Source organism: Clostridium ganghwense (genome assembly GCF_026735165.1).
GTDB lineage: Bacteria > Bacillota > Clostridia > Clostridiales > Clostridiaceae > Clostridium_H > Clostridium_H ganghwense.
On record NZ_JAPQES010000007.1, the window covers coordinates 218,855 to 239,017 of the forward strand.

Sequence of the window (20,163 nt, forward strand, 5' to 3'; positions counted from 1 at the left end):
TTGCATATAATATGGAATATACTTTTAGTTGTTATAGCTTTTAGTATCTTAGTTATAATACATGAATTAGGACATTTTACTTTAGCAAAATTTAATGGTGTAAAAGTTGAAGAGTTTTCTATTGGAATGGGTCCAAAGATATTTGGCATTGAAGGTAAGGAAACCTTATATGCTTTTAGGGCAATTCCTATTGGCGGTTATGTAAAAATGTTAGGAGAAGATGAAGAAAGTTTAGATGAAAGGGCTTTTTCAAATAAATCTCCTGCACAAAAATTAAGTATTGTTGCAGCTGGTCCTATAATGAACTTTATTTTAGCAATAATATTATTTGCTGGAGTTAGTTCATTGAAAGGGTACTTAATTCCAGTTATAAGTGAAGTTGTCCCACAAAGTCCAGCTATGCAAGCAGGACTAAAACCAGGAGATAAAATATTAGAAACTAATAATTCTAATATATCTACTTGGGATGATTTCATAACTCAAGTTGCAATGTCAAAAGGAGCACCACTAAAAATAACAATATTAAGAAACGAAGAAAAAAAATCTATTACTTTAATCCCTATGAAGAACCCAAAAACTAATGGTTATATGGTTGGAGTTGCTTCTACTGTTGTAGAAAAGCCAAGTACTTTTCAGTCAATTCAATATGGTTTTAAACAAACAGCTTCAACAATTAAGCAAACAATTTTATCTTTTGGGATGATTTTCAAAGGGAAAGCGTCAAAAGACGATATTGGGGGACCTGTCACAATCTTAAGAATTACTTGGGCAGTATCAAAGGCAGGATTAATAAATTTAGTTGCTTTTTCTGCTTTTATAAGTGTACAACTAGGAATTTTTAACTTGTTACCTTTTCCTGCACTAGATGGATTTTGGATTTTTGTATCACTATATCAAATAATAACGAGAAAAGAAGTGGATAAAGATAAAATTGGGATTATCAATACAATAGGTTTTGCGTTATTACTTCTACTGATGATAATAATAACCATTAAGGATGTTTTATATCCTATAAAACTTTAGAAGATTTCAGGTGATAATTTTATGGAAAGAATAAAAACAAAAAAAATTAAGGTTGGAAGTATCTATGTGGGAGGAGATTCCCCAATAAGTGTTCAATCAATGAATAACACAGATACAAGGGATATTGAAACTACAGTTAAACAAATTACTGAGTTTGAAAAAGCTGGATGTGATATTACAAGATGTGCAGTACCAGATATGGAAGCAGCAAAAGCGTTAAAAAAAATAATAAGTTCTGTTAATATTCCTGTGGTAGCAGATATACATTTTGATTATAGATTAGCTTTACTTTCTATAGAAAGTGGAGTTGCAGCTTTAAGAATAAATCCTGGAAATATAGGAAGTATTGAGAGAGTTAAAATGGTAGCCAATGCTGCCAAGGAAAGAAACATACCAATTAGAATTGGGGTTAATTCTGGTTCTTTAGAGAAAGAAATATTAAGTAAGTATGGTAAAATATGTCCTGAAGCTCTAGTGGAAAGTGCCTTGAAACATGTGCAAATTCTTGAAAGTGTAAAATTTAATGATATAGTCATTTCTTTAAAATCTTCAAATGTGATGCAAATGATTGAAAGTTATAAAATTATTTCTTCAAAGGTTGATTATCCACTTCATGTTGGTGTTACTGAAGCTGGGACAGTATGGAGAGGTACTATAAAGTCAAGTATAGGTATAGGTACACTTCTTTCTCAGGGTATAGGAGATACTATAAGAGTATCTCTTACAGGAGATCCTGTAGAAGAAATTAGAGTTGGTAAACAAATTTTAAAATCTTTAGGATATTTAAAAGAAGGAATTGAGTTCATATCTTGTCCTACATGTGGTAGAACTAAAATTAATTTAATACAACTAGCTAATGAAGCAGAAGAACGATTAGCAGCATGTAATAAAAATCTTAAGGTAGCAATAATGGGATGTGTAGTAAATGGACCAGGTGAAGCAAGAGAAGCTGATATAGGTATAGCTGGTGGTGTAGGAGAAGGATTAATCTTTAAAAAAGGTGAAATTATAAAAAAAGTGAAAGAAGATAAATTAATTGATGAATTAATAAATGAAATCAATAAAATGTAGGCTATGAAAAATCATAGCCTACATTATTTACTTAGCTAATTATATTAGGAGGAAATTTAATGAATACTAGTTTAGTTCAAATATTAAAAGCTGAATTAGACACTAATGAAAATATTTTAGAAAATGATATACAAATATTAAGAGTTCAATATTTGACTAAAAGTGATAGATTAAAGGTTGTGCTAAGATCTATCAATGAAATAAATGATGATACAAAAAATATTATAAAAAAACTTATTATAAAAAAACTATCTTGTTTCAATAATATTGATTTAGTTTGTTATAAAAATATATCTAATTTGACTTTAGAAAAAATTATAAAAGAACATTGGATAGATATAGTAAATAATATTTCTCTTAAAGTTCCAGTTTGTAAGCAGTTTTTAAATGATGCGGTTAAAAAAGTTAAAGACGACTATTTAGAAATAGAAGTTGGTGATAAATTTATGTGTAAGCTGTTAAAATCAAAAAGTATTGAACATCTTACACGAAATACACTTTATGATATATTTGGAATTAAAGCTAGAGTAAGTTTGAACTATAATTCAACACTAGAAGAAAAAAATTACTTTGAAAATAAAGAAATAGAAGAAAAATCATTGATAGAATCTGTTCTAAAACAAAAATCTACTTCTTCAAATATATCTGAGAAAAAAGAAACGAAAAAAAATTCTAATGCTCCTACCTATACTAAAAATAAAGAAGGTTTTAAAAAGAAATATAGTAAAAATCCTAATGCTATTTTGGGAAGAGATGCAATTGGTGAAATTACTGATATAGACTCAATTAATGAAACCTCTGGAGTAGTTACTATATGTGGAGATATATTTAATATAAAAATAATTGAAACTAAATCTGGTAGAAAAATAGTTACTTTTTATATAACTGACTATACAAGTTCTATAACTGTGAAATGTTTCCCAAGACCTAATGAGACAGAGGGGTTGATAGAAGAGTTACAAGTGGGACTTTATTGTAAAGTTAGAGGAGAAGCGGTACATGATTCCTTTGCTAGAGAAGTTGTTATTATGGGAAGAGATATAGTAAAAACATCTAAAATTGAAAAAATGGATACTTCTGAAGAAAAAAGGGTTGAACTTCATGTTCATACTCAAATGAGTGCCATGGATGGATTATCTTCTACTTCTGATCTAATTAAGAGGGCAGCAAAATGGGGGCATCCTGCAATTGCAATAACAGATCATGGTGTAGTTCAGGCATTCCCAGAAGCTATGGATGCGGCTAAAAAACATAATATTAAAGTTTTATACGGTGTCGAAGCATATCTTGTAAATGATGGAGTACCAGTTGCTACTAATATTGATAATAAAGCAATAGATGATATTTTTGTTGTTTTTGATATTGAAACAACAGGTTTCTCAAGTGTTTATGATAAAATCATAGAAATTGGTGCTGTTAAAATTAAAAATGGTACTATAATTGATAGTTTCAGTGTATTTATTAATCCTGAAATAAGAATTCCGTATAAAATTACTGAACTTACAGGCATAACAGATGATATGGTTAAAGAGGCTGAAACAATAGATAAAATTCTTCCAAAATTTATGGAGTTCACAAAGAATTCTATACTTGTAGCTCACAATGCAAATTTTGATACATCTTTTATAAGAAAAAATTGTAAAGATTTAAATATAGAATTTAATTATGGAATTATGGATACAGTACTTTTAGCAAAGTTTTTATTTCCTGAATTAAAAAGATACAAGTTAAATGTTATAGCTAAACATTTAGGGGTTTCATTGGAAAACCATCATAGAGCAGTTAATGATGCAAAAGCAACAGCTGATATATTATTAATTTGCTTTAATTTATTAAAAGAGAAAAATATAATTAATTTACAAGATTTAAATAAAGAATTTTTAGGAAATCAAGATATTAAAAAATCACCTACTTATCATTTAATAATACTTGTAAAAAATCAGGTAGGATTAAAAAATTTATATAAGCTTATTTCCACATCGAATTTAGACTATTTCTTTAGAAGACCAAGAATGCCTAAAAGTTTAATTCAAGAATATAGAGAAGGTCTAATAATTGGTTCAGCTTGTGAAGCGGGTGAAATTTATAAAGCTGTTTTTGAAGGAAAAAGTGAAGAAGAACTTAATGACATGATTAAATTTTATGATTATTTAGAAATTCAACCAATAGATAATAATGAATTTATGATAAAAAAGGGTATGGTTAAAGATAAAGAACAGCTTAAAGACATTAATAAACAAATATGTGAGTTAGGAGAAAAAAATAATTTGCCTGTAGTTGCAACTTGTGATGTGCATTTTTTAGATCCTGAGGATGCAATATTTAGAGAAATATTAATGAAAGGTCAAGGATTTTCTGATGCAGAAAATCAGCCACCTTTATATTTAAGAACCACTAATGAAATGATAAAGGAATTTGAATATTTAGGAATGGATAAAGCTAAAGAAGTTGTTATATATAATCCTAAAAAAATTGCAAATGAAATTGAACATGTCAAACCTATACCAGATGAAACTTTTCCTCCCAAAATAGAAGGAGCGGATGAGGATATAAGAAATATGACTATGAATAAGGCACATGCAATATATGGCAATCCTCTACCAGATATAGTGCAAAAAAGACTAGACAAAGAGTTAAATTCTATTATAAATAATGGATATGCAGTATTATATTTAATAGCACACAAATTAGTTGCCAAATCAATAGATGATGGATATCTAGTAGGGTCTAGAGGATCAGTTGGTTCTTCTTTAGTTGCAACTATGAGTGATATAACAGAGGTTAATGGATTACCACCTCACTATATATGTCCTAAATGTAAAAACAGTGAATTTTTTACTGACGGTTCTGTAGCTTCTGGTGCAGATTTACCTTCAAAACAATGTCCTAAGTGTGGTACTGAATATGATAGAGATGGACATGATATTCCTTTTGAAACATTCTTAGGATTTAACGGAGATAAGGAGCCAGATATAGATTTAAACTTTTCAGGTGATAATCAAGCTGATATTCACAAATATACTGAAGTTCTTTTTGGTAAAGGTCATACTTTTAAGGCAGGAACAATTGGAACAATAGCTGATAAAACAGCTTATGGATTTGTAAAGAAATATTTAGATGAGAAAAAAAAATTGGTTCCCCAAGCTGAAATTGAAAGATTAACTAAAGGATGTACAGGGGTTAAAAGAACATCTGGACAACATCCAGGGGGAATTATGGTTGTACCAAGTGACAATGAAATATTTAATTTTTGTCCTATACAACATCCTGCTGATGATACTAATTCAGATATTATTACTACCCATTTTGATTATCATTCAATAAGTGGAAGACTTCTTAAATTAGATATACTTGGTCATGATGATCCTACTGTATTAAGAATGCTTAAAGATATTACAGGACTAGATCCTACTACTATACCAATTGGTGACGAGAAAGTTTTAAGTTTATTTACTTCTCCAGAAGCATTAGGAGTTACAGAAGAAGAATTGGGATGTCCGGTAGGAAGTTATGGGCTACCTGAATTCGGAACTAAATTCGTTAGACAAATGCTAGTAGATACACAACCAAAAACATTTTCAGATCTTGTTAGGATATCAGGTTTGTCACATGGAACTGATGTGTGGCTTAATAATGCACAATATTTCATAAGCGAAGGATATACCACATTAAAAGACTGTATTTCCACAAGAGATGATATTATGGTTTACTTAATTTATAAAGGATTACCTCCTAAGGATGCTTTTACTATAATGGAAAAGGTAAGAAAGGGAAAAGGACTTACTGAAGAACATGAGCAATTGATGAAAGAACATACGGTTCCAGATTGGTATATAGAATCGTGTAAAAGAATAAAATATATGTTTCCTAAAGGTCATGCTGTTGCATATGTAACGATGGCAGTTAGAATAGCTTATTATAAGGTATATTATCCAGAGGCCTATTATACAACTTACTTTACTGTTAGAGGAATAGATGATTTTGATGCTCAGTTAATTGTTCAAGGAGAATCAGTTATAAAAAGAAAAATGGATGAAATTAATGCTATGGGAAATAGTATTAGTCAAAAGGACAAAGGTTTATTAACTATTTTGGAACTTTCATATGAAATGTATAAAAGAGACATAAAGTTTTTGAAAGTTGATGTATATAAGTCTCATGCTACTAAATTTTCAATAGAAGGAAATTATATTAGACCTCCTCTTAGTGCTTTAGCAGGAGTTGGAGCAAATGCTGCTAAAAGTATTACTAAAGTTAGAGAAGAAGGTGAATTCATTTCTAAAGAGGATTTAAGAACGAGAGCTAAAGTTTCTAAAACAGTTATTGAAGCTTTAAGTGAACATGGATGTCTTAAGGGGTTACCAGAAACTAATCAATTATCTCTCTTTTAAGAAATAACCATTTTTGGTTTGTTCAAGCAAAATGTTTTATAGATTACTTGAAATAGGCTTATTAGTGTGTTAAAATGTAGTAGAATTATTTTGCAGATAAATTTTAGCATAAGAGTGGGATATAATACCCACTCTTTATATTTTGAAAAAACGCAACATATAGTTGCGTTTTTCATTAATATTTGTTTATTTGGTTTATTAAAAAATAATTTGTAAAAACTAAGAATAAGGAGGGCTAGTTATGAAAAGAGATGTTTTATTAGATGAACTTTCTCAATTAATTGAGCCTATAGTATCTCAATTAGCTTATGAGTTATATCATATAGAATATGTAAAAGAACAAGGAGAAAATTATCTTAGGCTATACATAGATAAAGAAGAAGGAATTTCTCTAGAAGATTGCGAAAAAGTAAGTAGAAAAGTAAGTAGTATGCTAGATGAGAAAGATCCTATAGAAGATAGTTATTATTTAGAAGTATCTTCTCCAGGAGTAGAAAGAATACTATATAGTGATAAACATTTGAACAAATATATAAATCATATGATAACTATAAAGCTTTTTAAATTATTCGAAGGAAGTAAAAAATACCAAGGTGAATTATTAAGTTTTAGTAATGATTTTATAGAAATAGAAATAGAAGATAGTAAGTTATCTATTCCTAGAGATAAAATTAAAAAAATTATTTTAAAAGGGGAGTTTTGAGGAGGGTTTTAAAAATGAATGCAGAGTTTATTGAAGCCTTAAAGGAGATTGTAAAAGAAAAGGGAATTAGCGAAGATTTATTATTTTATACTGTGGAAGATGCATTAGTATCAGCGTATAAAAAGAATTATGCTAAGGTAGGCGGAAATTTACAAAATGTCAAGGTTACTATAGATAGAGAAAATGGTGAAATACATGTATATACACCTAAAAAAGTTGAAGAAGAGCCATCAAATATCAATGAAATGTCATTAGACGAAGCCAAGAGAATTGATCCATTATATGAAGTAGGAGATATAGTAGACATAGAAGTTACTCCTAAAAAATTCGGAAGAATTGCTGCACAAACAGCTAAGCAAGTAGTTATTCAAAGAATAAAAGAAGCCGAAAGAAAAGTAATTTATAATGAATTTGTAGCAAAAGAATATGATATAATTACTGGAACAGTTATAAGAAAAGATAAAGGAAATGTATTCATTGATTTAGAAAAGATTGAAGCTGTTCTTGGTCCAAATGAACAAATGCCTGGAGAAGCATATAACTTTAATTCAAAACTAAAGTTATATATTGTAGAAGTTAAAAATACAACAAAAGGACCGCAAATTGTAGTTTCAAGAACTCATCCAGGATTAGTAAAAAGATTATTCGAATTGGAAGTTCCGGAAATTTACAATGGCATAGTTGAAATAAAGAGTATTGCAAGAGAAGCAGGTTCAAGAACTAAAATTGCTGTTTATTCACATGATGAAAATGTAGACGCTACAGGAGCATGTGTAGGACCTAAAGGAATGAGAGTACAAAATATAGTTAATGAATTGAAAAATGAAAAAATTGACATAATAAAATGGGATAAATCACCTGAAACATATATAGCTAATGCTCTAAGTCCTGCTAAAGTACTGGATGTTGTTATAGATGAGGAGAATAAATCTGCTAAAATAGTTGTTGAAGATAATCAATTATCATTAGCTATAGGGAAAGAAGGTCAAAATGTTAGGCTTGCAGCTAAACTTACTGGCTGGAAAATTGATATAAAAAGCGAATCACAAGCTTCTGAATAATTCTGATGAAAGGTGGTAATTTATTTATGAAAATAAAAAAGACACCCAAGAGAATGTGTACTGGATGTTCAGAAATGAAAGCTAAGAAAGAATTATTGAGAATAGTTAAAAATAAAGAAGATGAAATATCAGTTGATTTAACCGGTAAAAAGCCTGGCAGAGGAGCTTATATATGCAAAAATGTAGAATGCTTAGAAATTGCTTTTAAATCTAAAAGACTTGAGAGAAATCTTAGTTCAAAGATAAGTGATAATATTTATGATAAGCTTAAATCAGAAATTTTAACTGAACAACAGAAGGTGTAAAACTATGCGATAGTACAAATGTATATAAAACAAACACTGCAAAAATTTTGCAGTGCTTGAATAATAATTGGGGGTGAATGGTTTGGCTAAAACAAGAGTTTATGAATTAGCAAAAGAATTAAATGTAACAAGTAAAGAATTAATAGATGTATTATTAAATGAATTTAGTATAAAGGTTAAAAATCATATGAGCGTGTTAGACGAAGAAGATGCTGAACTTATAAAAGAAATTTTCGATGACAATGATGATGAAGATAATAAAAAAAGTATTGTTGATGAATATGAGGAAGAAATTAGTGATTCCGTTAACGTTAACATAAAGAAAAAGAAAAAGAAAAATAATAAAGACGAAGCAAATACTTCAAGTCAATCAAATTCTGAAGAGTGTGAAAAAAAAATAATAATTGAAATAGAAGATACTATTACTGTAAAGGAATTGGCAGAAAAACTACATAAACCAACAACTGAAGTAATAAAACAATTAATGTTTATGGGAGTAATGGCTGCTATTAATCAAGAGTTGGATTTTAATACAGCAGAAAAATTAGCAGAAAAATTTGACGCAATGGTTTCACAGAAAGAAGATACTTCTGCTGCAATTAAAGAAGATGAAGATGAAGATGAAGATTATGGAAATGAAAAAAGACCACCTGTTGTAACTGTTATGGGTCATGTTGATCATGGTAAAACATCAATTTTGGATGCTATAAGGAAATCAAAAGTTACATCAACAGAAGCTGGTGGAATAACTCAACATATAGGTGCTTATACTGTTGAAATTAACGGAGAAAAAATATCATTCCTAGATACACCAGGACATGCAGCGTTTACAACTATGAGAGCAAGAGGAGCTCAAATAACAGATATTGTTATACTAGTTGTTGCAGCTGATGATGGAATAATGCCTCAGACTAAAGAAGCAATTAATCACTGTAAAGCGGCTAATGTTCCAATGATTGTAGCTATTAATAAAATTGATAAAGTTGGAGCAAATATTGATAGAGTAAAACAAGAATTAACAGAGTATAATCTTATTCCAGAAGATTGGGGTGGAGATGTAATTTGTGTTCCAGTATCAGCTCACACAGAAGAAGGTTTAGATTCATTATTAGAAATGGTTCTTTTAACTGCTGAAATGGAAGAATTAAAAGCAGATCCTAATAGAAGAGCTAAGGGTACTGTTATCGAAGCTAAACTTGATAAAGGAAGAGGTCCTGTAGCTACATTATTAGTTCAGAATGGTACATTAAAAGCTGGAGATTCTATTATAGTTGGTTCCACATATGGTAGAATAAGAGCTATGTTTGATGACAAAGGTAATAAGATAAATTCAGCTGGACCATCAATACCAGTAGAGATACTTGGATTATCAGAAGTACCTGATGCTGGAGATAGATTTAATGTAGTAAAAGATGAAAAAACAGCTAGAAATATGGCTGAAAACAGAAAAGCGAAATTGAGAGAACAGCGTCTACAAGCTACTAATAGAGTATCATTAGAAGATTTATATAGCCAAATAAAAGAAGGAAAAGTAAAAGAATTAGGTGTTATTGTTAGAGCTGATGTTCAAGGATCAGTTGAAGCAGTTAAACAATCTTTAGAAAAATTATCTACTGAAGAAGTTAAAGTAAGAGTTATTCATGGAGCTGTTGGTGCTATTACTGAAACAGATGTTACTTTAGCAACAGCATCAAATGCATTAATTATAGGGTTTAATGTAAGACCTTCTAGCAATGCTTCTACTCTTGCTGAAAAAGAAGGCGTAAATATAAGAACATATAGAGTTATATATGATGCTTTAGATGATATAAAATCTGCAATGGTTGGTATGTTAGAACCTGAATACAAAGAAGTAATTTTAGGTACTGCAGAAGTAAGACTAACATATAAAATTTCAAGTGTTGGAACTGTAGCAGGATGTTATGTTTTAAATGGAAAAATAACAAGAAATAGTGAAGTTAGAGTAATTAGAGATGGTATAGTAATTTTTGAATCAGAGATTTCATCTTTAAAGAGATTTAAGGATGATGCAAAAGAAGTAGCAACAGGATATGAATGTGGAATAACAATAGAGAAATTTAATGATATTAAAGAAGGCGACTTAATAGAAGCATATATTATGGAAGAAATAAAACCTAAACAGATATAAAAATAAAGGAGAGAGTTATATGGCCAAATATAGGCTAGGTAGAATTAATGAAGAAATAAAGAAAGAACTTAGTAATATAATTCGTGATGAAATAAGTGATCCTAGACTTACAGCTATGGTTAGTGTAACTAAAGTGGATGTAACTAATGATTTAAGATATGCAAAAGTTTTTGTTAGTATATTTGGAAATGAAGATTCTGAAAAACAGAGCTTTGAGGCTTTGAAAAGTTCAGTTGGATTTATGAGACGTGAAATTGGGCATAGAGTTAAATTAAGATACACTCCTGAATTAATTTTAGAGTTAGATAATAGTATAGAACATGGAATGCACATAAATGATCTTCTTGCAAATTTAAAGGGAAATAATTATGATGCAGATAAATAATATTATTGAAGCCATCAATAAAAGTAAAAAAATTGGCATAACTTGTCATATATCGCCTGACGGTGATTCTTTAGGAAGTTCCCTTGCATTAATGCAGGGACTTCTTAAATTAAATAAGGAAGTTTATATTATGTCTAAAGAAGGATTGCCTGAAACATTTAAATATTTACCCCTTTCAGAAGAAGTAAATAAAAATATTGATCATATTTTAGAAGGTACAGATACAGTTATAGTTTTAGACTGTGGAAATATTGATAGAATAAATTCTAATCTAGAAATATCTGATAGAAATTATACACTTATAAATATAGATCATCACCTATCAAACGATTTATATGGTGATATAAATTATGTTAACACAGAAGCAGCAGCAGTGGCTGAAATTATCTATGAAATATTTAATTTAATGGATATATGTATAGATAAAGATATTGCTAAGTGTATGTATACTTCTATACTTACAGATACAGGTTCATTTAGACATTCTAATACGACTAATTTAACTCATAAAATAGCAGGACATTTAATCAATGCAGGAATAGATTTTTCACAAATACATAGAAATATTTTTGAAAATATGAAATATTCAAGAATAAAGCTTCAGGGTAAAGTAATCGAAAAAATGTACTTAATGCTTGATGGAAAAGTATGTATTATGGAGCTTACACAAGAAATGCTTGATGAATTTCATATTAGTAATGGAGATACTTCAGATATTATCTCTTTAGGAACCAAGATAGATTCGGTTGAAGTTACTGTTTTATTAAAAGAATCTAATGATAGAGTAAAGGTAAGTTTGCGATCTAAAAATATAATTGATGTTAGGAAAATTGCCGAAAACTTTGGTGGGGGGGGACACATCAAGGCTTCAGGATTTTCAAGCGATAAATCTTTAAAAGAAATTAAAAAAATTATAATTAAAGAAATAGAAAAAGAGTTGATATAATGGATGGAGTAATAAATGTCTATAAACCAATAGGGATAACATCTTTTGATGTTGTAAGAGAAATAAGAAAAATATCTAAGACTAAAAAAGTAGGTCATACAGGTACTTTAGATCCTCTAGCTTGTGGTGTACTGCCTATTTGTATAGGTAAAGCTACAAAGATTGTCGATTATATTATGAAGGATTATAAGATTTATAAAGCTCATTTGAAACTAGGAATAACAACTGATACCTATGATAAAGAAGGAAAAATATTAGAAACAAATGATGTGAATATTTCAGAAAAAGATATAATTAATACTATTAATTCTTTTATTGGAGAAATTGCCCAAATACCACCAATGTATTCAGCGATTAAAGTGAATGGTAAAAAACTATACGAGCTTGCTCGTAAAGGAATAGAAATAGAAAGACAATCAAGAAATATTACAATATATAATATAGATATTTTGGAAATTAAAATTCCAGATATCATATTTGAAGTAAAGTGTTCCAAAGGAACATATATAAGAAGTTTATGTTATGACATAGGTCAAAAGCTTAAATGTGGCGGTGCTATGTGGGATTTAGAAAGAAGTTGTAGTGGAAATTTTAATAAAAACAACTCTATATTGTTAAAAGACTTAAATGAAATAAACATTGCAGATAATTTAATTTCAGTAGAATATGCCTTGAAAAACTATAAAAAAATAAGTGTTAACGATAAGGCGAAAAAATTATTAATTAATGGTGTTAGAATAAAAGATAGATATTTAATAGAAGGTGTACAAAAAAATGTATTATACCGTATTTATACTAAAGATGAAAAATTTATAGGGTTAGGGCGAAGAACAAATGAAGGGTTAAAAATAGAAAAACTACTTATTTAGAGGTTAGGGATATGATTATATATGAAGATAATTTTAATATTAAACTAAAAGAAAAAACATATATTGCTTTAGGAAGTTTTGACGGTTTACACTTAGGACATATGAGTCTTATAAATAAAACCATTGAACTTGCAAAAAAAAACAAATGTAAAAGTATGGTGTTTACATTTAAAAATCACCCTCTTACCATAATAAATAAAGAAATGGTACCAAAACTAGTTGTTAATAATGATACTAAGTCAAAACTTTTAAAAAATATAGGTATAGATATTGTTAATTATGCAGATTTCAACGGAAATTTTATGAGAATACCACCTGAAGATTTTATTTTAAATATGATTGAATGCTATAATGCACAAGGTATTATTGTTGGATTTAATTATAGGTTTGGATATAAGAATTTAGGAGATGTTGAATTACTTGAAAAATTAAGCACTAAGTTCGGATTTGAAGTATATATTATTAAACCAGTAGAACTAAATGGAGAAATAATTAGTAGTTCAAAAATAAGACATCTTATATCAGAAGGTGACATAGAAAGAGCAAATGATTTTTTAACTAGACCTTTTATGCTAGAAGGTGAAGTAATAAAGGGAAAGCAGCTTGGTAGAAAACTACATTTTCCTACAGTTAATTTGGATTATAACAAAAAATTTGTTTTGCCAAGAGGGGGAGTATACTATACTATTGTTGAATACAATGGTAATGAATATAAAGGCATAACTAATATAGGATACAATCCAACCGTAAAAGATAATAAATTAAGTATAGAAACACATATACTTGATTTTAATAAAGATATATATGGTCAAAGTATAAAGTTATTCTTTTTAAAAAGAATACGAGATGAAAAGAGGTTTAATTCTCTTAAAGAACTTTCAGATCAATTAGCAAAAGATAAATATTATGCAAAAGAACAAAAAAATAATTTACATTTTGTAAGTTATTTGTTATAATTGGTCTTGCGAACCTTATGCTATGAATGCTGACTGGCCGGCGGTATTCCTGGAATATAGGGGATCAAATTTATGGAGGTGTTTAACCATGGAAAAGGCTAGAAAACAAGAAATAATTAATCAATATGCAACACACGAAGGAGATACTGGTTCTCCAGAAGTTCAAGTTGCTTTATTAACAGAAAGAATCAATCATTTAAATGAGCATTTAAAAATGCACAAGAAAGATCACCATTCAAGAAGAGGACTTCTTATGATGGTTGGTAAAAGAAGAGGACTTTTAAATTACGTAAAAGACCAAGATATTCAAAGATATCGTGAATTAATCAAAAAATTAGGATTAAGAAAATAATTTAGAGCGGGCTAGTACCGCTCTATTGTTTTAGAAAAACATTACATATTAAATTAAGTTTTATAGGTAATAATAAGAGTAGGTAGCTATATTGAAAGGAGGGTATAAAAATGAATCAAGTAAATCAAGTTTTTGAAACAACAATAGCTGGAAGAAAATTAAAAGGTGAATTTGGAAAACTTGGAATGCTTTCTAATTGTGCTTTAAAAATAAGCTATGGAGATACTGTAATATTAATTAATGCTAATGCTTCAGATAGTCCAAGAGAAGGAATTGATTTCTTCCCTTTAAGCATAGAATATCAAGAAAGGTTATATGCAGTAGGAAAGATACCAGGAGGTTTTATAAAAAGAGAAGGTAGACCTTCTGATAAAGCTATACTTAATGCAAGAGCTATAGATAGACCTCTTAGACCTTTATTCCCAAAAGGATACAGAAATGATGTTCAAGTAGTGTGTACAGTTTTATCTGTTGAACAAGACAACTTACCAAATATATTAGCAATGAATGGTGCTTCTTTAGCTTTATGTTTATCTAGTATACCTTTCACAACTCCAGTAGCAACTGTAGCTGTTGGATTAATTGATGGAGAATTTGTTATAAATCCTACATCAAAACAAAGAGAAGAAAGTTCTTTAGATTTAACAGTGTGTGCTACTAAAGATAGAGTCATGATGATAGAAGCTGGTGGTCAGGAAATACCAGAAGATGTTATGTATGACGCTATAGTGTTTGGTTTTGATGAATGCAAAAAAATAGCAGAATTCCAAGAAAAGGTCATGAAAAAATATGGCAAAACTAAAGTAGAAGCTGAGTTATATGAAGTAGATGAAACTATCGCAAAAGAAGTTAAAGAATTTGCTTTTGATATGATAAAGGAATCTATGTATTTAACTGATAAAGATGCTAGAAATGCAGCTAAAGATGAAGTTAGAGAAAAAGTAAATGAAGAATTTGGACAAAAATATCCAGATAATGCTGCAGATATTAATGAAGTTATATATAAACTTGAAAAGTCATTGGTTAGAAATATGATTCTAAATGAAAAAAGAAGACCTGATGGTAGAGGTTTTGAAGAAGTGAGATCTTTGGCATCTGAAGTTGGTATATTACCAAGAACTCATGGTAGTGGAGTTTTTACACGAGGATTAACACAAGTTATGAGTGTAGCAACATTAGGATCTATAAGTGAAGTTCAGATATTAGATGGTATTGAAGAAGCGACATCAAAGAGATATATGCATCATTATAATTTCCCATCTTATAGTGTTGGTGAAGTTAGACCATTAAGAGGACCAAATAGAAGAGAAATTGGACACGGTGCATTAGCTGAAAAAGCTTTAGAACCACTAATACCAAGTGAAGATAAATTTCCTTATGCTATAAGAATAGTTTCAGAAGTTTTAAGCTCTAACGGTTCAACTTCTCAAGCTAGTGTTTGTGGTAGTACTCTTGCATTATTAGATGCAGGTGTTCCAATTATAAGACCAGCAGCAGGAATAGCTATGGGGTTAGTTACAAGTGATGATTTGCAACACGAAGAAATACTTACAGATATTCAAGGACTTGAAGATTTCTTTGGTGATATGGATTTTAAAGTCGCAGGAACTGAAAAAGGTATTACGGCTATACAAGTTGATACAAAGATATCAGGATTATCAAATAAGTGTATTAAAAAAGCAATACATGATGCTAGAGAAGCTAGACTATCCATATTAAAAGTAATGAACGAATGTATTGCAGAACCAAGAAAAGAAGTATCTGTTTATGCCCCTAAAGTATTTACATTGAACATTAATCCTGACAAAATAAAAGATGTAATTGGAGCAGGTGGAAAAACTATCAATAAAATTATTGATGAAACTGGTGTTAAAATTGATATCAAAGATGATGGAGCAGTATTTGTTACCGCAGAAGATTATGCATCAGGTAAAAGAGCTTTAGAATTAATAGAGAGTTATTCAAGAGAAGTAGTTGCAGGAGAAATTTATTTAGGAAAAGTTACAAAGATCTCAAACTTTGGTGCTTTTGTACAAATATTACCTGGCAAAGAGGGATTAGTTCATATATCTAAATTAGATGTTAAACGAGTTAATAAAGTAGAGGATATTGTATCAGTTGGTGATGAAATTTTAGTTAAAGTTACAGATATTGATTCAATGGGAAGAATTAATCTTTCAAGAAAAGATGCTATTAAAGATTCAGAAGAAGATAATTCAAAAGAAAATAAAGAAGAAAAGTAGAAGGGCAGTGATGCCTTTTTATTTTATTAAATTTTATTAATTTCTCTAGGAGGCCATATGTATAATTTATTCAAATTAAATAATGGATTGAGAGTAATTATAGAAAATATTGATTATGTTAATTCAGTCACAGTTGGGCTTTGGGTTGAAAATGGTTCAAGAAATGAAAGCTCTACTAATAATGGTATATCTCATTTTATAGAACATATGTTTTTTAAAGGGACTGAAAATAGAAATGCAAAAGAAATAGTAGAAACCGTAGAAAATGTTGGTGGACAAATTAATGCTTTCACAGGAAAAGAGTCTACTTGTTTTTATATAAAAACACTAGATACTCATTTAGAACTAGATTTAGAATTATTGTCAGACATGTTATTCAATAGTACTTTTACCCATGAAGATATTGAAAAAGAAAAGAAAGTAATAATTGAAGAAATAAAAATGAGTAATGATAGCCCTGAAGATGTACTGATTGATTTGCATGCAATAGCAGCTTTTAGAGAAGATTCAATTGCTATGCCCATTGTTGGAACTGTAGATACGGTACAATCTTTTACTCGAGAGATGCTTATTGAATACGTTGATTCTTACTATATACCTGAAAACTCTGTTATATCAATATGTGGTAAATTTGATGTTAAAAACATAGAAAAAATAGTAGAAAATTTTTTTGGAAATTGGTACAGTAGCAACAAAAAAATAACCAATTATTCTGTCCCTGAGATTGTAAATGATAATTTGTTCCAAAATAAAAATATAGAACAGCTGCATATAAGCTTAGGGATAAAAGGAATAGAAGTAGGAGGTGATGATGTTTATACATTAATGCTTCTTAATACAATTATAGGCGGAGGAGCATCATCAATTTTATTTCAAAAGATAAGAGAAGATTTAGGAATGTGTTATTCAATATATTCATATATATCTTCTTTTATTAATTGTGGTATGATTAATATTTATACTAGTTTAAATCCTAATTATGCTGTAGATGCATTAAATTATATTAAGAAAGAAATTTATAATTTTTCTAAACAAGAAATTAATAATGAAAAATTATTGAAACTAAAAGAACAATTAAAAGGTAACTTTATTTTAGGCTTAGAAAGCACTAGCAGCAGAATGTTTAGAAATGGTAGAATTGCATTATTTCTAAATAAAATTATTAAGCCTAGTGACATGATAACTAAAATTGATTCTGTTAATAAATATAAAATGGTAGAAGTGATGAAAAATACTTTCAAATTAGGAATACAAAATTCAGCTTTTGTGGGAGAAAATTTTAATAAAGAATTAATAACAGAAGTACTGGAAATAGATAAAACTGCTTTTGAAAATTCAAAAAAGATAGAATTGTAGTAATAACCCTTTAATAGATATCATAATATATTATGATATCTATTAAGGGAGTGATTAATTTGGATGATAAAATAAAATTCTATAGTGAAATGGAAAATTATGAGATAATAAATATTAATAATGGAGAAAAATATAATTATCTTTCAAATAATGATATAATAATTGATGAAAATGGAATGTTAAAACTTTTAATAATTGATAATAATAAATCTCGTTTTAATTTTTTTGGTGGTAATGAATTCTTAGAAATACCCTGGGAATATGTAAATAAAATAGGTGCAAGAACTATAATTGTAGATGTAGACGAATCAGAATTAAAAAGAACGAATAAATAGAGTATCTTGGAGGAGTAACATGAAAATTTTAGTGCAAAAATTTGGTGGAACATCTGTTTCAACCCATGAAAAAAGAGTATCTGTAATAAAAAAAATAATAGAAGCTAAACAAAAAGGATTTTCACCAGTTGTAGTAGTATCTGCAATGGGTAGAATAGGACAACCATATGCAACTGATTCATTACTTTCTCTTTTAACAAAAGATTATAAGGATAATAATAAATTAGGTGTAGATCTTTTGATGAGTTGTGGTGAAATTATAAGTTCTGTTGTTCTTTGTAATGAATTATATTCTCATAATATAGCTGCAGTACCATTAATGGGTGGCCAAGCAGGAATTATTACCGATAATGATTTTAATAATGCTGCAGTTAAAGAGGTTAAAACTGATAAGTTACTAAAATTAATAAATGATAATAAAATTCCTGTTGTAACAGGATTTCAAGGAATTAGTGAAGATGGATTTATAACTACACTAGGAAGAGGTGGAAGTGATGTAACTGCCTCTCTTTTAGGTGTTGCTTTAAAAGCCGAAGAAGTTGATATTTATACTGATGTGGATGGGATTATGACAGCAGATCCACGAATAGTGCAAAGTGCTACTTTAATAAAGGAAATTAGCTATAACGAAGTATTCCAATTTGCAGGTCAAGGTGCTAAAGTAATACATCCAAGAGCTGTAGAAATTGCTATGAAAGGTAATATACCTCTAGTTATTAAAAATACAATGAGTGAATGTACTGGTACGGTTATAGATAATATAGGTGCAGTTGACAGTAAGAATGTCATAACTGGTATCACACATATGGATAATAGAGTACAAATAAAGGTTGAACTAGGAAACAATATTGATAATGATAATTATCACAATCTTTTCCCTGTACTTGCTGAAAACTTGATAAGTATAGATCTTATAAATGTATTTCCTAATCAAAAAATATTTACTATTAATAGTAGTAGCATGTGTGAATTTAATAATATAATGGAACATTTGAAATTAGAGTATTCGTATATAGATAATTGTAGTAAACTTGCTATTATTGGTTCAAGAATGCGTGGGATTCCAGGAATAATGGCAAAAATTTTAAAGGCACTAATAAAAGAAAATATAGAAGTATTACAAACAGCAGATTCACATACTACTATATGGTGTTTAGTACAATCTCATTATACTGAAGCCGCTATAAATGCTCTTCATAAAGAATTTACTTTAGATAACAAATAAAATGTATAGTCATTACCTTTTAAGCAAAGACTAAACTTAAATAGGGAGGCATGACTATGAATGAAAAAACTATTAAAGAAAATCAAGATAAAAAAATTGATTCAATAAAAGAAATAGGAACAACTAAAGTTCCTGAAAGTACACAAAGATTTCAAATACTACCTATTATAGGTCAAATAGAAGGTCATTCTGTTTTACCACCTCAGTCTAAAGCTACTAAATATGAACATGTAATTCCGCAATTAGTAGCAATTGAGACAAATAAATCTGTAGAAGGAGTACTTATTATTCTTAATACAGTAGGAGGAGATGTAGAAGCTGGTTTAGCTATATCAGAAATGATTAGAAGTTTAAGTAAACCAACAGTATCTTTAGTTATAGGTGGTGGACATTCAATAGGTGTGCCTCTTGCTACTTGTGCAGATTATTCTTTTATATCACCGTCAGCTACCATGATTATTCATCCAATAAGAATGAATGGATTAATAATAGGAGTCCCTCAAACTTTTGAATATTTTAACAAGATGCAAGAACGCATAATTGAGTTTATTTCGAGAACTTCAAAAATAAATAAAGATACACTTAGAAAGTTAATGGTTCAGAGTGATGAATTATTAAATGATATGGGAACTATATTAATTGGGAATCAAGCGGTTGAATATGGTCTCATTGATCAAGTTGGAGGGCTTAGTGACGCTGTAAATAAGCTTGATGAAATGATTGATAGTAAAAAGAATACAAACTAGCCAAAAGATTTTATTCTTTGGCTAGTTTTCCTTATAATACTAAAAGG

Annotated in this window: 17 protein-coding genes; all 17 read left to right on the forward strand. The window is 29.1% G+C overall.

The window, feature by feature from the left end; genetic code table 11:
- Positions 1-1,023, forward strand: a complete 1,023-nt coding sequence (gene rseP, locus OXH55_RS17990) for an RIP metalloprotease RseP (RefSeq protein WP_268051514.1) — start codon at positions 1-3, stop codon at positions 1,021-1,023.
- 21 nt (positions 1,024-1,044) lie between these two features.
- Positions 1,045-2,094 carry a flavodoxin-dependent (E)-4-hydroxy-3-methylbut-2-enyl-diphosphate synthase gene (gene ispG / locus OXH55_RS17995; protein WP_268051515.1) on the forward strand — a complete coding sequence of 350 codons (1,050 nt, stop codon included), beginning with the start codon at positions 1,045-1,047 and terminating at the stop codon, positions 2,092-2,094.
- A 59-nt stretch (positions 2,095-2,153) separates the two neighbouring features.
- Positions 2,154-6,485, forward strand: a complete 4,332-nt coding sequence (locus tag OXH55_RS18000) for a PolC-type DNA polymerase III (RefSeq protein ID WP_268051516.1) — start codon at positions 2,154-2,156, stop codon at positions 6,483-6,485.
- Positions 6,486-6,726: 241 nt separating this feature from the next.
- Positions 6,727-7,188: a ribosome maturation factor RimP gene (gene rimP, locus OXH55_RS18005; protein WP_268051517.1), complete on the forward strand. Its 462-nt coding sequence runs from the start codon at positions 6,727-6,729 to the stop codon at positions 7,186-7,188.
- 14 nt (positions 7,189-7,202) lie between these two features.
- The gene (nusA, locus tag OXH55_RS18010; RefSeq protein ID WP_268051518.1) at positions 7,203-8,249 is read left to right on the forward strand and encodes a transcription termination factor NusA; all 1,047 of its coding nucleotides are present in this window, start codon (positions 7,203-7,205) and stop codon (positions 8,247-8,249) included.
- Between the two features lie 26 nt (positions 8,250-8,275).
- Positions 8,276-8,554 carry an RNase P modulator RnpM gene (gene rnpM, locus OXH55_RS18015; RefSeq protein ID WP_268051520.1) on the forward strand — a complete coding sequence of 93 codons (279 nt, stop codon included), beginning with the start codon at positions 8,276-8,278 and terminating at the stop codon, positions 8,552-8,554.
- 82 nt (positions 8,555-8,636) lie between these two features.
- Complete coding sequence (infB, locus tag OXH55_RS18020) at positions 8,637-10,703, forward strand: translation initiation factor IF-2 (protein ID WP_268051521.1); 2,067 nt, start codon at positions 8,637-8,639, stop codon at positions 10,701-10,703.
- A gap of 19 nt (positions 10,704-10,722) precedes the next feature.
- Entirely contained in the window at positions 10,723-11,088 is a 366-nt protein-coding gene (gene rbfA / locus OXH55_RS18025; protein ID WP_268051522.1) for a 30S ribosome-binding factor RbfA, read from the forward strand.
- Positions 11,075-12,034, forward strand: a complete 960-nt coding sequence (locus OXH55_RS18030; RefSeq protein ID WP_268051635.1) for a DHH family phosphoesterase — start codon at positions 11,075-11,077, stop codon at positions 12,032-12,034. The genes rbfA and OXH55_RS18030 overlap by 14 nt, the downstream gene beginning before the upstream one ends.
- Positions 12,034-12,903 (forward strand): tRNA pseudouridine(55) synthase TruB, encoded by an 870-nt coding sequence (truB, locus tag OXH55_RS18035; protein WP_268051524.1) that lies wholly within the window; start codon positions 12,034-12,036, stop codon positions 12,901-12,903. Before OXH55_RS18030 ends, truB begins: the two co-directional genes overlap by 1 nt.
- Before the next feature lie 11 nt (positions 12,904-12,914).
- Complete coding sequence (locus OXH55_RS18040; protein ID WP_268051525.1) at positions 12,915-13,859, forward strand: bifunctional riboflavin kinase/FAD synthetase; 945 nt, start codon at positions 12,915-12,917, stop codon at positions 13,857-13,859.
- An 88-nt stretch (positions 13,860-13,947) separates the two neighbouring features.
- Positions 13,948-14,211, forward strand: coding sequence for a 30S ribosomal protein S15 (gene rpsO / locus OXH55_RS18045; protein ID WP_268051526.1), 264 nt, complete (start codon positions 13,948-13,950; stop codon positions 14,209-14,211).
- Positions 14,212-14,321: 110 nt separating this feature from the next.
- Entirely contained in the window at positions 14,322-16,454 is a 2,133-nt protein-coding gene (locus OXH55_RS18050; RefSeq protein WP_268051527.1) for a polyribonucleotide nucleotidyltransferase, read from the forward strand.
- Positions 16,455-16,511: 57 nt separating this feature from the next.
- Positions 16,512-17,810: a M16 family metallopeptidase gene (locus OXH55_RS18055; RefSeq protein ID WP_268051528.1), complete on the forward strand. Its 1,299-nt coding sequence runs from the start codon at positions 16,512-16,514 to the stop codon at positions 17,808-17,810.
- A gap of 59 nt (positions 17,811-17,869) precedes the next feature.
- A complete protein-coding gene (locus OXH55_RS18060) occupies positions 17,870-18,145 on the forward strand; it encodes a YlmC/YmxH family sporulation protein (RefSeq protein ID WP_268051529.1) in 276 nt (91 codons plus the stop codon).
- A gap of 19 nt (positions 18,146-18,164) precedes the next feature.
- The gene (dapG, locus tag OXH55_RS18065; protein ID WP_268051530.1) at positions 18,165-19,370 is read left to right on the forward strand and encodes an aspartate kinase; all 1,206 of its coding nucleotides are present in this window, start codon (positions 18,165-18,167) and stop codon (positions 19,368-19,370) included.
- 56 nt (positions 19,371-19,426) lie between these two features.
- Positions 19,427-20,116 carry a ClpP family protease gene (locus OXH55_RS18070; protein ID WP_268051531.1) on the forward strand — a complete coding sequence of 230 codons (690 nt, stop codon included), beginning with the start codon at positions 19,427-19,429 and terminating at the stop codon, positions 20,114-20,116.
- The last annotated feature ends 47 nt before the right edge of the window (positions 20,117-20,163 follow it).

Excerpts from the sequence above, each read along its gene's own strand:
- ispG (WP_268051515.1), top strand. The coding sequence starts at position 1,045 with ATGGAAAGAATAAAAACAAAAAAAATTAAGGTTGGAAGTATCTATGTG.
- OXH55_RS18000 (WP_268051516.1), top strand. The coding sequence starts at position 2,154 with ATGAATACTAGTTTAGTTCAAATATTAAAAGCTGAATTAGACACTAAT.
- rimP (WP_268051517.1), top strand. The coding sequence starts at position 6,727 with ATGAAAAGAGATGTTTTATTAGATGAACTTTCTCAATTAATTGAGCCT.
- nusA (WP_268051518.1), top strand. The coding sequence starts at position 7,203 with ATGAATGCAGAGTTTATTGAAGCCTTAAAGGAGATTGTAAAAGAAAAG.
- rnpM (WP_268051520.1), top strand. The coding sequence starts at position 8,276 with ATGAAAATAAAAAAGACACCCAAGAGAATGTGTACTGGATGTTCAGAA.
- rbfA (WP_268051522.1), top strand. The coding sequence starts at position 10,723 with ATGGCCAAATATAGGCTAGGTAGAATTAATGAAGAAATAAAGAAAGAA.
- OXH55_RS18030 (WP_268051635.1), top strand. The coding sequence starts at position 11,075 with ATGCAGATAAATAATATTATTGAAGCCATCAATAAAAGTAAAAAAATT.
- truB (WP_268051524.1), top strand. The coding sequence starts at position 12,034 with ATGGATGGAGTAATAAATGTCTATAAACCAATAGGGATAACATCTTTT.
- OXH55_RS18040 (WP_268051525.1), top strand. The coding sequence starts at position 12,915 with ATGATTATATATGAAGATAATTTTAATATTAAACTAAAAGAAAAAACA.
- rpsO (WP_268051526.1), top strand. The coding sequence starts at position 13,948 with ATGGAAAAGGCTAGAAAACAAGAAATAATTAATCAATATGCAACACAC.
- OXH55_RS18050 (WP_268051527.1), top strand. The coding sequence starts at position 14,322 with ATGAATCAAGTAAATCAAGTTTTTGAAACAACAATAGCTGGAAGAAAA.
- OXH55_RS18055 (WP_268051528.1), top strand. The coding sequence starts at position 16,512 with ATGTATAATTTATTCAAATTAAATAATGGATTGAGAGTAATTATAGAA.
- dapG (WP_268051530.1), top strand. The coding sequence starts at position 18,165 with ATGAAAATTTTAGTGCAAAAATTTGGTGGAACATCTGTTTCAACCCAT.
- OXH55_RS18070 (WP_268051531.1), top strand. The coding sequence starts at position 19,427 with ATGAATGAAAAAACTATTAAAGAAAATCAAGATAAAAAAATTGATTCA.